This window comes from Curtobacterium sp. YR515, assembly GCF_900113095.1.
Classification (GTDB): Bacteria; Actinomycetota; Actinomycetes; order Actinomycetales; family Microbacteriaceae; genus Curtobacterium.
Genome location: NZ_FOOD01000001.1, coordinates 492,597 through 507,523, shown reverse-complemented (window position 1 = coordinate 507,523; position 14,927 = coordinate 492,597). Strand labels below are relative to the sequence as shown.

The window sequence follows — 14,927 nt, the reverse complement described above, 5'->3', positions numbered from 1 at the left end:
GGTGCCAGCCCGCCCCGCGCCTCCAGGCTGGTCGCATGAAGGGAATGCAATGACCCAGCCCAGTTGGGAACTCTCCGGTTTCGGCGACGAGATCGACGCCGATCCGGCGATCCAGGTCGCGGTGCTGCAGGCGCTCGGCGCCAGCGCCATCGAGGTCCGCAGCGCGTGGGGGGTGAACGTCGTCGACCTCGACGAGGACCAGCTCGCCGGCCTGCACCGCCTGTTCGAGGAACGCGGGCAAACCGTGTCCGCCATCGCCTCGCCGATCGGCAAGGTGTCGGTCGACGAGCCCGTCGAGCACGAGGTCGGACGACTCGGCCGCGCGATCGCCGCCGCGCACGCCCTCGGCACCACGAACATCCGGATCTTCTCGTTCTACTTCGAGGGCCGGCAGCCCGAGGACGTCCGCGACGACGTCCTCGTGCGGATGCGCGCTCTGGCCGACCTCGCCGAGCGCGAGGGCGTGACGCTGCTGCACGAGAACGAGAAGGACATCTACGGCGACGTCCCCTCGCGCGTGCTCGACATCGTCGAGAGCGTCGGCTCGCCCGCGCTCCGACTCGCCTGGGACAACGCGAACTACGTGCAGTGCGGCGTCAAGCCGTTCACCGACGGATGGGCGCAGCTCGCGCCGTACGTCGACTACCTGCAGGTCAAGGACGCCCTCGCCGCCGACTCGTCGGTCGTCCCGGCGGGTGAGGGCGACGGCGAACTGCTGCAGACCCTCACCGCGCTGCGCGACGCCGGGTACTCCGGCTACGCCTCGCTCGAGCCGCACCTCAGCGACTTCACCCACCTCGGCGGGTTCTCCGGCCCCGCGGCGTTCGGCCGCGCCGGTCGTGCCCTCCGGAAGCTCACCGACCAGATCGGAGTCACCCTGCGATGACCGAACCCACCCCGCTCAAGCTCGCCGTCGTCGGCGCCGGCGTCATCGGACGCCACCACGCCAAGGTCGCCGTCCATCACCCCGACCTGCAGGTCGTCGCCCTCGTCGACGCGATCCCCGCAGCGGCCACGAGCGCCGCCGACGAGATCGAGGCGATGGGCGTCACCCGCCCCATCACGACGTCCACCATCGAGGAAGCGATCGCGCAGACCGACATCGACGTCGTCGCGATCTGCTCGCCGTCCGGCATGCACGTCCAGCTGGCCGAGGCCGCCCTCGCCGCCGGCAAGCACGTCGTCATCGAGAAGCCCCTCGACACCACGATGCCCCGCGCACGGCAGATCGCCGCGCTCGCCGCCTCCGCACGAGCGCGCGGACTGGTGACGAGCGTCATCAGCCAGCACCGCTTCGACCCGGCCTCCGCCGCGGTCGCAGCAGCCGCCCACGACGGCGGGTTCGGCACCGTGACCTCCGGCCTCGCGAGCGTCGCCTGGTACCGCTCGCAGGGCTACTACGACTCCGGCGACTGGCGCGGCACCTGGGCGCTCGACGGCGGCGGCGCGGTGATGAACCAGGGCGTGCACACCGTCGACCTGCTCGTCTGGGCGCTCGGCCGTCCGGTCGAGATCTCGGCGCAGACCGGCCTGCTCGCGCACGACCGGATCGAGGTCGAGGACACCGCGGTCGCCACCGTCCGGTTCGCCGGGGGAGCGCTCGGCGTCATCCACTGCACGACCGCCGCGTACCCGGGCCTCTCCGCCCGGTACGCCGTCTACGGCACGCACGGGTCCGCGATCGTCGACGACGACCGCCTGGCGTACTTCCACATCGCCCCCGACGCGGCGACGCTCGAGTCCGCGTCCACCACCGCGAACGCCACGGCGGTCGCCGGTGCGGTCGACCAGAAGGACGAGGTCGTCCCGCCGGAGCACGTCGTCGGCGGTCCGGCCGAACCCGACCACTTCGCCGCCGGTCACGCCCGGCAGTACACCGACATCGTCGAGGCGATCCGCGACGGCCGCGAACCCGGCGTCACGGTCGACGCGGCCCTCGTGTCCCTCGCCACCGTCCGCGGCCTCTACGTCAGCGCGACGCTCGGCAAGCCCGTCCGGATCGACGACGTGATCGAGGGCGCGTACGACGACGTCGTCCCCGTCGTCGGCGCACACGCAGCAGAAGGAGCCACCCGATGAAGTTCTCCGTGTTCACCGCCTCCACCCCCGACTGGACCCCGTCACAGGCCGCGCAGACGCTCGCCGAGCAGGGCTGGGACGGCATCGAGTGGCGCATCGTCGACGACCGTCCGGCCTCCGGCGAGGCCGTGCCCGCCGGGCGCTCGTTCTGGGCCGGCAACAACTCCACGTGGCAGTTCACCGGCATCGAGGACCAGGTCGGCGAGATCGCCCGCACCACCGACGCCGCCGGGCTGGAGTACTCCGGCATCGGCGGGTACCAGCAGGCGTCGAACCGTGACGGCGTCGACACCATGCTGCGTGTCACGAGCGAGCTCGGCGCCCGCCAGGTCCGCGTCTCGATGCCGATGTACCGGCAGGAGAAGGAGCGCACCGGCGAGACCTACACGCAGATCTTCGACCGCACCCGGGCGGACCTCGAGTGGGCCGTCTCGCGTGCGACCGAGCTGGGCGTGAAGGCGCTCGTCGAGCTGCACCACATGACGATCACGCCCTCGGCGTCGGCGGCGCTCCGGCTCGTCGACGGCCTCGACCCGGAGCACGTCGGCGTCATCCACGACCTCGGCAACCTCGTGATCGAGGGACACGAGGACCACCTCGCCGCGTTCGAGCTCCTCGGCCCCTACCTCGCCCACGCGCACGTGAAGAACGCCCGCTGGGTCGACACCGGCGACACCCGGGCCGACGGCAGCACGATCTGGCAGAACGAGTGGGCACCGCTGCGCACCGGCCAGGCGTCCGTCTCCGAGTACCTCGACGCGCTCCGCCAGGTCGGCTACGACGGCTGGGTCACGATCGAGGACTTCTCCACCGACCTCCCGCTCGAGGCCCGCACCGCCGACAACCTGGCGTACCTGCGGTCCCTCGTACCGGTGTCGGCATGACCGATCGCCGACCCGGCATCGTGCACCTCGGGGTGGGTGCGTTCGCGCGCGCCCACCTCGCCTGGTACACGGCGCACGCCGACGGCGAGCCGTGGGGCATCACCGCCTTCACCGGACGCTCGCCGGACACGGCCGACGCGCTGCAGGCCCAGGGGTGCCGGTACACGCTCGTCACCCGGGCCGCCTCGGGCGACGACGCCGAGGTGGTCGACACGATCGTGGCCGCCCACCCGGGCAGCGACTCCTCGACCTGGAGGCACGTGGTCGCGTCCCCGGCGACCACCGTCGTCACGCTGACGGTCACCGAGCAGGGCTACCGGTCCGGTTCCGACGTCCCGGCCCGCCTGGTCGAGGGGCTCGAGGCCCGCCGCGCCGCGGGGTCGGGGCGCATCGCGCTCGTCAGCCTCGACAACCTGACCCACAACGGCGACGTGCTCCGTGACGCGGTGACGTCCGCCGTGTCCGACCCGGCGCTGCAGGACTGGGTCGACGCGAACGTCTCGTTCCCCTCGTCGATGGTCGACCGGATCACCCCGGCCACGACCGACGACGACGTGGCGGCGCTGGCGGAGCTGCCCGGTGCGCTCGACGGCGACCGGGTGCCCGTGGTCACCGAACCCTTCGCGGAATGGGTGCTCGAGGACGGCTTCGCGGGGATCGACCGTCCGGCGTGGGAGACCGCCGGCGTCCGCATCGTCGACGACGTCACCCCGTACGAGCAGCGGAAGCTCTGGCTCCTGAACGGGTCCCACTCACTGCTGGCGTACCTCGGCCTGCAGCTCGGCCACGACACGGTCGCGTCCGCGATGGGCGACCCCGTCTGCCGGGCGGCCGTCGAGCAGCTCTGGGACGAAGCGGCGCTCGAGCTCCCACTGCCCGCGGCCGAGGTCGCCGCGGCACGCGACGCCCTGGTCGACCGGTTCGCGAACCCCCGGATCCGGCACACCCTCCGGCAGATCGCCGCCGGCGGCTCCGAGAAGCTCCCCGTCCGCGTGGTCGACGTGCTCCGGCACCGACTGGACCGCGACCCGTCCGCGGGCATCGGTCCCGGTGCCGCGACCGCCATCGCGGCGTGGTGGCTGCACCTGACCGAGCAGCCCGACCTGGTGAGCGACGACGGAGCCCCCGGGGCAGACTCGGACGTGCACGACGTGCTGCGCGTCATCGCCCCCGACCTCGACACCACCCCCGTCGTCGCGGCGATCACCGCCGCGGCCGACCGCATCCGTGCCGCGCGGGACACCGCGGAGCGCACGAGAACCGACGAAGGAGTCCACGCATGACCGACACCACGACGAACCCCGCGGCCCCGGTGCCGGGTGCGACTGACGCCGGCGCGGCGACCGACCCCACCGCCGGACGTCCGGACACGTGGGCGTCGGCCGACCGTGGGCAGCTGATCGACCGCGCCGAGGTCATCGTCACGAGCCCGAACCGCAACTTCGTGACGCTGAAGCTCACCACCGCCGACGGCGTCACCGGGCTGGGCGACGCCACCCTGAACGGTCGTGAGCTCGCCGTCGCCACCTACCTGTCCGAGCACGTCGTGCCGCTGCTGGTCGGCCGCGACGCGAGCCGGATCGAGGACGCCTGGCAGTTCCTCTACCGCTCGTCGTACTGGCGGCGGGGTCCGGTCACCATGGCCGCGATCGCCGCGGTCGACATGGCGCTCTGGGACATCAAGGGCAAGGTCGCGGGGATGCCCGTGTACCAGCTGCTCGGCGGCGCCTCCCGGACCGGGCTGATGGCGTACGGCCACGCCTCGGGCAAGGAGCTGCCGGAGCTGTTCGACTCCATCCGTGAGCACCAGTCCGAGGGCTACCGCTCGATCCGCGTGCAGACGGGCGTCCCCGGCCTCGAGTCGATCTACGGCATCGCGTCGAACAAGACGACGACGGGGAACGAGGGCGTCCGCTACGACTTCGAGCCCGCGCAGCGCGGTGCGTTCCCCGCGATGGAGGACTGGGACACCCGGGCGTACCTGCGCCACGTGCCCACCGTGTTCGAGGCCGTCCGGAACGAGTTCGGCCCCGAACTGCCCCTGCTGCACGACGGCCACCACCGGATGACCCCGCTGCAGGCGGCGAAGCTCGGCAAGTCGCTCGAGCCGTACGACCTGTTCTGGCTCGAGGACTGCACCCCGGCCGAGAACCAAGAGGCCCTGAAGCTCGTCCGGCAGCACACCACGACGCCGCTCGCGATCGGCGAGGTCTTCAACACGATCTGGGACTTCAAGGACATCATCCGCGACCAGCTCATCGACTACGTCCGCGGCGCCGTGACCCACATGGGCGGCATCTCCCCGCTCAAGAAGACGATGGACTACGCCGCGATGTACCAGATCAAGTCCGGGTTCCACGGGCCGACCGACATCTCACCGGTGGGCCTCGCGGCGCAGATGCACCTCGGGCTGGCGATCCACAACTTCGGCATCCAGGAGTACATGCAGCACGGCCCGAAGACGAACCAGGTGTTCCGGCAGACCTTCACCTTCACCGACGGGTACCTGCACCCCGGCGACGAGCCGGGCCTCGGGGTCTCGCTCGACGTCGACGAAGCGGGCAAGTACCCCTACGAGCAGGCGTACCTGCCCTTCAACCGCCTCGCCGACGGCACCGTCCACGACTGGTAGCGGGCAAGCTGGGCCGCATGGGGTTCGCGGACGTGGCGAGGGAACTGCTCCTCGTCGCGCCCGCGGACTTCGTCGCCGAGCGGTCGGCGCGTCAGCGGGCGGTCCGGAAGGACGACCGTACCCTCGCGACGGCGATCGGCGGCCTCCGGAAGCCCGCGCCGGCCGCGTGGGTCATCGACCTGCTGGCGCACGAGGGTGCACTGGACGAGGCCGTCGACCTCGGACCCGCCATCCGGCAGGCACAGGCGGACGCCGACCCGGCCGTCATCCGGAAGCTCCGGCGTCAGCGAGCGGGCGTGGTCGACGCGCTCACCCAGGCCGGTGCCGACCTCGCGTCCGATGCCGGGCACCCGGTGACGCCGGCCGTGCTCGACCAGGTGCGGGCGACGATCGAGGCCGCGATGGCGGACCCGCACGCCGGTGCCGCGGTGCGCTCCGGGCTCCTCGTCCGCGCGCTCGAGAGCGCCGGGTTCGACGACGTGGACCTCGACGGGGCGCTCGCCGATCCGGATGCGGTGCCCGATGCGTGGTCGGGGAGCGGCGCGGCGCCGATCCCCATCACGGAGGGGAGACGCGCGGCGGGGACGACCCGCGCCTCCCGGAAGCCCGACCGCAAGCCCGAACGCAGGCCGGACCACGAGCCCAACCGCAAGCCGGGCCGCGAGCCGGACCGCGAGCCGGGCCGCGAGCCGGACCGCGAGCCCGAGCCTGCCCCGGACTCCTCACCCGCGACCGACCCGGCCGCCGAACGCCGCGCAGCGCGCGAGGCCGAGACGGCCGCGCGGACGGAGTCCCGCGACGCCGACGCCGCACTCGACGCGGCCGAGGACGCCCTCGCGACCGCCGAGGCCCGCCGGGCCGACCTCGAACGCCAGCTCGCCGAGGCCACCGCCGAGGTCACGCGACTCGAACACGCCCGCGACGACGCCGAGACCACGAGCGACCGAGCCCGCGAGCTCCTCGCGGCCGCCCAGCACCACCGACGCGAGGTCGGCCGCTGACCGGAGCCCGTCCGACACGGACTGACCAGTACCCCTCGAGCGGCCCCGGAGCCCACATCGTTACCCAACAGTTGTCGTTCTTGACGGACTGCGTTGGAGCGGTCTAATCTCGGGCACCATGCTTCGGGCCGGCGATGGTCCGCCGGGTCCGCCCCGACGACAGCACCGGGCGGCCCGGGTACAGGACTCGCATCATCGCCGACGCAGCACCCCACCCGCAGCCCCTGCGCGGGTGAGGGGCTGCACGGCGCGCGGCGCACCCCGGAGACATGCCGCGATGCCGGGTCGAGCACTCCGGGGCCCCTCCAGGAGAGACGACACATGTCGGAACCCCGCACCGCCCGCACCACCACTCTCACGCCCCCGAACGGCGTCACCGCTCCCGAATCCGGCACCGCCGCGCCACCGCCGGCCGCCGCCGCCCGCGAGGGACTCCTCGCCCGCCTCGGCATCCCGCACCCGCTGCGCTGGGGCTTCCTCGGCGTCCTGGTCTTCATGACCGGCGACGGCATCGAGTCGAACTTCATCTCCCCGCACATCGCGGCGGCGCTCGGCTCCGGCGGGGTCGACAGCGCCGCGATGGTGATCGGCCTCTACGGCGTCGCGGTCCTCGTCGCGTCGTACTTCGCCGGCGTGCTGTCGGAGCTCTGGGGCCCGCGCCGGGTGATGACCATCGGCGCCGTGCTCTGGGTCGTGTTCCAGGTCGCGTTCCTCGCGGCACTGCCCACCGGGTCGGTCGGCCTCATCGCGCTGACGTACTTCCTGCGGGGCCTCGGCTTCCCGCTGTTCGCGTTCTCGTTCCTCTGCTGGGTGAACCACACGGTCGCCCGAGAGCGGAACGCCACCGCCGTCGGCTGGTTCTACGTCGTGTTCACCGGCGGCCTGCCGACGCTCGGCTCGCTCATCGCGATCGGCACCATCCCCGCGTTCGGCGGCGGCCACACCGGGGAGACCTGGTCGATGGCGCTGTCGCTGCTCCTCGTCGCGGTCGGCTGGGCGATCGTCCGGTTCGGCGTGCACGAGCCGACGGGCCTCGGTCGGATCGCGCCGCGCTCGCACTCCGCCGCCCGGGTGATCGCGAGCGGCATCGAGGTCTGCGTCAAGCGCCCGAAGGTCCTGCTCGCGGTCCTCATCCGGCTCGTGAACACCGCCCCGGAGTTCGGCATGTTCGTGATCATGCCCGCGATCATCGGCACCGAACTCGGTTGGGGCCAGTCGAAGTGGCTGACGATGACCGTGATCGTCTACGCCGGCAACATCCTGTTCAACGCGTTCTTCGGCGCCCTCGGCGACCGCATCGGGTGGATCCGCACCGTGAAGTGGTTCGGCATCGGCGCCTCGGCGATCGGCCTGCTCGCGTGGTGGTACGTCCCGCACCTCGTGCCGGCCGGGTCCGAGTGGGGCTTCTGGCTGGCGACCGCCGCCGGCACCGTGTTCGGCATCATGCTCGCCGGGTTCACGCCGATGGGCGCGATCGTCCCCGCCTTCGCCGGCGAGGAGCGCCGTGGCGCCGCGATGGCCATGTACGCCACCGCGGCGGGTGGTGCGACGTTCCTCGGCAACGCCGTCGTCAGCGCCGTGCTGCCCTGGGGCGGCCCCGGCGGCGTCGTCTGGACGTTCGTCGGCCTCTACGTGCTCGCCTTCGTGGTGCTGTCCTTCCTCAAGGTGCCGAAGGGCGCCGAAGTGGCAGGCCACTGACGCGACCACCTGCGGCCTGGAGGCGCGGTGCGGGCCCGCACCGCGCCTCCAGGCCGCCTGTACCGACGTCCAGGGCACGGTGCGACACGCCCGGATCGGTCCTGCTAGACTCGGTGACTGACTTCGGCGAGGGCCGCGCATGCGCGGCCGTGATCGACGCGGTGGGAGACCCGGCCCAGCTTGGGAACGTTCCTCACGCGTGCACGCGTTCGAGTTGCAACACCACAGACCCCCACGATGCCGGCACCCCGGTGTCGTCCCCGAGACCAGGAGACACCATGGCCGACTACACCAAGCTCGCAGCGGAAGTCCGCACCAAGTTCGGCAAGGGCGCTGCTCGCAAGCTCCGTGCCGCCGACAAGATCCCCGCGGTCGTCTACGGCCACGGCACCGAGCCGAAGCACATCACGCTGCCCGGCCACGAGACCATGCTGCTCGTCCGCACCGCCAACGCGGTCGTCGACCTCGACATCGAGGGTGCGGCCCAGCTCGCCCTCGTCAAGGACGTCCAGCGTGACCCGGTGCGCCAGATCATCGAGCACATCGACCTCGTGGTCCTGCGCCGCGGCGAGAAGGTCACGGTCGACGTGCCCGTCGTCGTCGAGGGCGAGTCCTTCTCCGGCACCATCCACGTGCAGGACCTCAACACGGTCTCGCTCCTGGTGCTCGCCACCTCCATCCCCGAGCACGTCGTCGTCGACGTCGAGGGCCTCGAGGACGGCACGCAGATCCACGCCTCGCAGCTCCAGCTCCCCGAGGGCGCCGAGCTCGAGACCGACGCCGAGGCACTCGTCGTCGCGATCGTCACCCCGCGTGGCACCGCCGACGACGACGCCGCCGACGAGGCCGCTGCCGAGGCGGGCGCCGAGGCCGGTGCCGAGGGCGGCTCCGCCCCGGTCGACGGCGAGTAACACCCCTTCGCGGACATCTGGCCGACGCTGATGACAGGCAAGACGCTCGTCGTGGTCGGGCTCGGGAACCCCGGGCCCGGCTACGCGGGCAACCGTCACAACGTCGGCCAGATGGTCCTCGACGAACTCGCCGCTCGCATGGGCGCGACGTTCAAGAAGCACAAGACCCCGAACCAGGTCGCCGAGGGGCGCCTGGTTCCAGGGGGACCCCGCCTGGTGCTCGCCAAGCCCGGGTCGTTCATGAACACCTCGGGTGGCCCGGTCTCGAGCGTGCTCGGGTTCTACAGCGCCACCCCGGCCGACCTCGTCGTCGTGCACGACGAGCTGGACCTGCCGTTCGACACCGTCCGCCTGAAGGGCAGTGGCGGGCACGGCGGCCACAACGGCCTGCGCGACATCATCAAGGCCACGGGGACCAACGAGTTCACCCGCGTGCGGATCGGCATCGGCCGACCCCCCGGGCGCCAGGACCCGGCCGACTACGTGCTGCGTGACTTCTCGCCGACCGAGAAGAAGACGCTGCCGAACCTGCTGGCGGACGGCGCGGACGCGGTCGAGGCGATCGCGGACCTCGGGCTCCTCGCCGCACAGCAGCGCGTGCACGCCCCGTCCTGAGCGGCGCTGCCCGGTGCCGTGCGTTCGCCGGTCGCGCACACAGCGGCCGGTGTCAGTGGTGGCCGGTACCATCTCCTGAGTGACGATCTCGGGCATCATCCCTGCGCTCTCGCGCGCCTCCGCGTTCGATCGCGTCCTCCGTGCCGCTCCCCGTGACGCCGACTTCTCGGTCGTCGACGGTCTGCGCGTGCCGCTGCTCGGCGCCCTGCTGGCCGAACGCACCGGGCCGCAGTGCGTCTTCGTGATCACGGCCACCGGGCGCGAGGCCGAGGCCGTCCGCGCATCGGTCGGCAGCTACCTCCCCGATGCCGAGGTCCTCGAGTTCCCCGCGTGGGAGACCCTGCCGCACGAACGGCTCAGCCCGAGCGCGCAGACCGTCGGCACGCGCATCGCGACCCTCCGGAAGCTCGCCGCGTGGCAAGACGCGCCCGTGGCCCAGCGCCGCACGACCGTGGTGGTGGCGAGCGTCCGAGCGGCGCTGCAGCCGATCGCGGGCAACCTCACCTCCCTCGCGCCGATCGCCCTCCGCACCGAGTCCCGCGGCAACGACCTCGGCACCATCGCGGGGCAGCTCGTGGACATGGCGTACGCCCGGGTCGACCTCGTCACCCGCCGCGGTGAGTTCGCCGTGCGCGGCGGCATCCTCGACGTCTTCCCGCCGACGGCCGACCACCCGGTCCGCGTCGACTTCTTCGGTGACGAGATCGAGGCGATCAAGGCCTTCTCCGTCGCCGACCAGCGCACCACCGACGACGACCTCGGCTCCGTCGAGCTCACGGCCTCGCGCGAACTCCTGCTGAGCGACGACGTCCGGCAGCGGGCGCGCGAGATGCTGCACGAGTTCCCGAACCTCTCCCAGATGCTCGCGAAGATCGCCGAGGGGATCCCGGTCGAGGGCATGGAGTCCCTCGCCCCCGCGCTCGTGCAGGACCTCGTGCCGGTCACGAACTACCTGCCGGACGACTCCGTCATCGCGGTGTTCTCGCCCGAGCGGGTGAGCGGCCGCGCGCACAGCCTCGCCGAGACGAACACCGAGTTCCTCCAGGCCGCCTGGAGCGCCGCGGTCGCGGGTGCGCAGGCGCCGATCGACCTCGACGCCGGCAACTTCCTCACCGTCCAGCAGCTCAAGAACGGCCGTGGGCAGCGCACCTGGTGGACGGTCTCGCCGTTCGACTCCGGGCTGGACGAGGGCGACGCCGAGCGCGTGCTCACCGACGCCGAAGCCGTGGCCGAGGCGGGCGACTACATCCGCGTCCGGGCCGAGGCGATCCCGAGCTTCGCCGGCAGCGCGGACGGTGCGATCGCGCACGTGAAGCAACTCACCGACGACGGGTGGGCCGTCGTGGTGACCGCCCAGGGCCAGGGACTGGTCGAACGGGCGGTGCAGGTGCTCGCCGACGCGGGGGTCGCCGCCCGTGCCGAAACCGTCACCGCGCCTCCCGAGCCCGGCGTCGCCGTCGTCACGACCGCCACCGTCGAGCACGGCTTCGCCACCCCGGATCCGCGCATCGCGGTCCTCAGCGAGGCCGAGTTCTACGGCCGCAGCGTCCAGCAGGGCGCGCGCACCGTCAAGAAGCTCGCGAGCCGGCGCAAGAACGTCGTCGACCCGCTGCAGCTCAAGCCCGGGGACGTCGTCGTGCACGCCACGCACGGCATCGGCAAGTTCGTCGAGCTCGTCTCGCGCGAGGTGAGCTCCGGCGGGCGCAACGCGGTGAAGACCCAGCGCGAGTACCTCGTGCTCGAGTACGCGCCGTCGAAGCGCGGGTACCCGGGCGACAAGCTCTTCGTGCCGACCGACCAGCTCGACCAGCTCTCGCGGTACGTCGGCGGCGAGTCCCCGACCCTGTCGAAGATGGGCGGCTCGGACTGGGCCTCGGCGAAGTCGAAGGCGCGCAAGGCCGTCCGCGACATCGCCGTCGACCTCGTGAAGCTCTACTCCGCGCGGATGGCGTCGAAGGGGCACGCGTTCGGCCCGGACACCCCGTGGCAGCGCGAGCTGGAAGAGGCGTTCCCGTTCGCCGAGACGGCCGACCAGCTCACCACCATCGACGAGATCAAGCGCGACATGGAGCGGCCGATCCCGATGGACCGTCTGCTCTCCGGCGACGTCGGCTACGGCAAGACCGAGGTCGCGATCCGCGCCGCGTTCAAGGCCGTGCAGGACGGCAAGCAGGTCGCCGTGCTCGTCCCCACGACGCTGCTCGTGCGCCAGCACATGGAGACCTTCCAGGAGCGCTTCGCCGGCTTCCCCGTGCACCTGCGCGCCCTCAGCCGGTTCCAGACCGAGAAGGAGTCGAAGGAGACCATCGCGGGCCTCGCCGACGGCACGGTCGACATCGTCATCGGCACCCACCGGATCCTGTCGCAGGGCATCCAGTTCAAGGACGTGGGCCTGGTCATCATCGACGAGGAACAGCGGTTCGGCGTCGAGCACAAGGACCAGCTCAAGAAGCTCAAGACGAACGTCGACGTCCTGGCGATGTCCGCGACGCCGATCCCGCGCTCGCTCGAGATGGCGGTCACCGGCATCCGCGAGATGTCCACCCTCGCCACCCCACCCGAGGACCGCCACCCGATCCTCACCTTCGTCGGGCCGCAGTCCGACCTGCAGGTCGCCGCCGCGATCCGCCGCGAGCTCCTGCGCGAAGGGCAGGTGTTCTACGTGCACAACCGCGTGAAGGACATCCAGTCCGTCGCCGCGCACCTCGCCGAGATCGTCCCCGACGCCCGCATCGCCGTCGCGCACGGGCAGATGTCCGAGTCGACGCTCGAGCAGGTGATGGTCGACTTCTGGGAGCGCCGGTTCGACGTCCTCGTCTCGACCACCATCATCGAGACCGGCCTCGACATCGCGAACGCGAACACGCTCATCATCGACAAGGCGGACAAGTACGGGCTGTCGCAGCTGCACCAGCTGCGCGGTCGTGTCGGCCGAGGGCGTGAGCGCGGGTACGCGTACTTCCTCTACGACGCCGAGAAGCCCCTGTCCGAGACCGCACAGGACCGCCTCGAGACCATCGCCGCGAACAACGAGCTCGGCGCGGGCATGCAGGTCGCCATGAAGGACCTCGAACTCCGCGGGGCGGGCAACCTGCTCGGCGGGGAGCAGTCCGGCCACATCGCGGGCGTCGGGTTCGACCTCTACCTGCGCATGATCGGTGAGGCCGTCTCGCAGTTCCGCGGAGACGTCGCCGAGGGGCAGACCGAGCTCCGGCTCGAGATCCCCGTCGACGCGCACATCCCGGACGACTACGTCGAGTCCGAGCGGCTCCGGCTCGAGGCGTACCAGAAGCTCTCCGCCGCCTCCGCCCCCGCGGCGCAGGCCGAGGGGATCGACATGGTCCTCGACGAGCTCACCGACCGGTACGGCCAGCCGCCGCAGGCCGTGCTCACCCTGGTCGAGGTCTCGCGCCTCCGCCGGATGGCGCAGCAGGTCGGACTCTCCGACGTCGTCGTGATGGGGTCGAACCTGCGCGTCGCGGGCAAGGAGCTCGCCGACTCGGCGCAGGTGCGGCTCAAGCGGATGTTCCCTGGAGCCCGGTGGTTCCCGCAGCAGGACGCGGCGAGCATCCCGCTGCCGAAGCCGCACGGTGAGACCCTGCCGGACGCTGCGCTCATCCAGTGGGTGGAGAGCATCCTGACGGCCGTGTACGGGGCGTCGAAGGCGCCGGCGGAGACGCCGGCGGCGTAGTCGGGCGGGCTGCCGCCGCGCGCGTGCGTGGCGACGGACGGGAGGCGCGGTGCCAGCTGGCGCCGCGCCTCCCGTCCGTCGGTGGTCGCGTCGTGGGCGCGTGCGTGCCGGCGTGGGCGGGCGCTTGCGTCCGTGCGCATCATCCGACGTTCCGCCGGTCGATCGACGCGTGCAATGTCGGAACAGGCGCGCGCACGGACCCCGCGCGACCCCGCTACTCGGTCGCCTCGGCCTCGGAGAGCTCCCGCCGCGCCCGGTACCGACGCGCCCGCAGGCTGACCACGACGGCGGAGGCCACGATCGCGATGCCCGAGCCGACGAGGACGGCGAGCACCCCCTCGTCGAGGATCTCCTCGTTGCGGGCGAAGGCGAGCTCGTTCATGAGCAGCGAGACCGTGAACCCGATCCCGCCCAACACCCCCACCGTGACGATCGACCAGAACGACAGCGTCGAGCGGCCGGGCGCCCGGAAGATCCGGGTCGCGACAGCCCCGAACAGCGTGATGCCGATCACCTTGCCGACCGGTAGCGCGAGCACCACCGCCCAGAAGGTCGGCGAGAGCTCCCCGATGCCGACGGCGGGCACCACCACCGCGGCCGACGCGAAGGCGAACACGGGCAGGACGATCGCGTTCGACCACGGCTCGACGTTGCCGTGCAGCGTGTGCCCGGGGCGGCGCGGCAGGACGAGCCCGAGCGCCACGCCTGCGATCGTCGCGTGCACGCCCGAGTGGTACACGAGCCACCACGTCAGGACACCGAGCACGACCATGCCCGCGATGACCCAGGCCTGGCCGGGACGCCCGGGGCGCAAGGCCTTGCCGAGCAGCCAGAAGAGCGCGAGCACGACGACGGCGCCGGCCAGCGCGAGGAAGTCGGTGTCGTGCGCGAACACGACGGCGATGATGATGATCGCGATGAGGTCGTCGAGCACCGCCAGGGCCAGCAGGAACACCCGGAGCGTCGAGGGCAGCCCGCGACCGAACATCGCCAGGACGCCGAGTGCGAAGGCGATGTCCGTCGCGGTCGGGATCGGCCACCCGTGCCCGTACGGCGTCCCCTCGGTCACGAGGAGGTAGATGCCCGCCGGGACGAGCACGCCGCCGACCGCCGCGATTGCGGGGATGACCGCCGTCTTCGGGTTCGACAGCTCACCGGCGACGAGCTCGTGCTTCAGCTCGATCGCCACGAGCAGGAAGAACACCGCGAGCAGCCCGTCGCTGATCCAGTGCGACACCGAGAGGTCGAGTCCGACCGCACCCCACGGGGCCCGCACGTGCAGGAGGTGCTCGAGGCCAGGGCCGAGCGGCGAGTTCGCCACGACGAGCCCGAGGATCGCCGCGGTGAGCAGGGCGATGGCGCTGAAACGGGGGGAACGGACGATTGCCGGCATGGAGCTCCGTCGGAGAAGGGTCG

The 14,927-nt window shown here is 72.0% G+C and carries 11 protein-coding genes; 10 read left to right on the top strand and 1 reads right to left on the bottom strand.

Translation table 11 applies throughout. From position 1 onward, the window contains the following. The first annotated feature begins 49 nt into the window (after positions 1-49). The 10 genes from BM028_RS02375 to mfd all read left to right on the top strand — a co-directional run bounded on the left by BM028_RS02375 (position 50) and on the right by mfd (position 13,511). Positions 50-886, top strand: coding sequence for a sugar phosphate isomerase/epimerase family protein (locus BM028_RS02375; RefSeq protein ID WP_092384318.1), 837 nt, complete (start codon positions 50-52; stop codon positions 884-886). Continuing rightward, positions 883-2,079 (top strand): Gfo/Idh/MocA family protein, encoded by a 1,197-nt coding sequence (locus BM028_RS02370; RefSeq protein WP_071303149.1) that lies wholly within the window; start codon positions 883-885, stop codon positions 2,077-2,079. Before BM028_RS02375 ends, BM028_RS02370 begins: the two co-directional genes overlap by 4 nt. Further along, on the top strand, positions 2,076-2,963 hold the full coding sequence (locus BM028_RS02365) for a sugar phosphate isomerase/epimerase family protein (RefSeq protein ID WP_092384316.1): 888 nt from the start codon (positions 2,076-2,078) through the stop codon (positions 2,961-2,963). The genes BM028_RS02370 and BM028_RS02365 overlap by 4 nt, the downstream gene beginning before the upstream one ends. After that, positions 2,960-4,246, top strand: coding sequence for a mannitol dehydrogenase family protein (locus BM028_RS02360; protein WP_092384314.1), 1,287 nt, complete (start codon positions 2,960-2,962; stop codon positions 4,244-4,246). The genes BM028_RS02365 and BM028_RS02360 overlap by 4 nt, the downstream gene beginning before the upstream one ends. Next, complete coding sequence (gene manD, locus BM028_RS02355) at positions 4,243-5,595, top strand: D-mannonate dehydratase ManD (RefSeq protein ID WP_229086823.1); 1,353 nt, start codon at positions 4,243-4,245, stop codon at positions 5,593-5,595. The genes BM028_RS02360 and manD overlap by 4 nt, the downstream gene beginning before the upstream one ends. Positions 5,596-5,612: 17 nt before the next feature. Then, positions 5,613-6,596, top strand: coding sequence for a hypothetical protein (locus BM028_RS18400; RefSeq protein WP_092384312.1), 984 nt, complete (start codon positions 5,613-5,615; stop codon positions 6,594-6,596). Between the two features lie 321 nt (positions 6,597-6,917). Further along, positions 6,918-8,294, top strand: a complete 1,377-nt coding sequence (locus BM028_RS02345) for an RbtT/DalT/CsbX family MFS transporter (RefSeq protein ID WP_092384310.1) — start codon at positions 6,918-6,920, stop codon at positions 8,292-8,294. Positions 8,295-8,572: 278 nt separating this feature from the next. Beyond that, positions 8,573-9,205, top strand: a complete 633-nt coding sequence (locus tag BM028_RS02340) for a 50S ribosomal protein L25/general stress protein Ctc (protein ID WP_070416780.1) — start codon at positions 8,573-8,575, stop codon at positions 9,203-9,205. Between the two features lie 30 nt (positions 9,206-9,235). After that, positions 9,236-9,820 (top strand): aminoacyl-tRNA hydrolase, encoded by a 585-nt coding sequence (pth, locus tag BM028_RS02335; protein WP_070416779.1) that lies wholly within the window; start codon positions 9,236-9,238, stop codon positions 9,818-9,820. A gap of 79 nt (positions 9,821-9,899) precedes the next feature. Further along, positions 9,900-13,511 (top strand): transcription-repair coupling factor, encoded by a 3,612-nt coding sequence (mfd, locus tag BM028_RS02330; protein ID WP_092384308.1) that lies wholly within the window; start codon positions 9,900-9,902, stop codon positions 13,509-13,511. A 214-nt stretch (positions 13,512-13,725) separates the two neighbouring features. Here mfd and nhaA read toward each other — a convergent pair whose 3' ends face one another. Then, on the bottom strand, positions 13,726-14,904 hold the full coding sequence (nhaA, locus tag BM028_RS02325; protein ID WP_092384306.1) for a Na+/H+ antiporter NhaA: 1,179 nt from the start codon (positions 14,902-14,904) through the stop codon (positions 13,726-13,728). Positions 14,905-14,927: the final 23 nt, after the last annotated feature.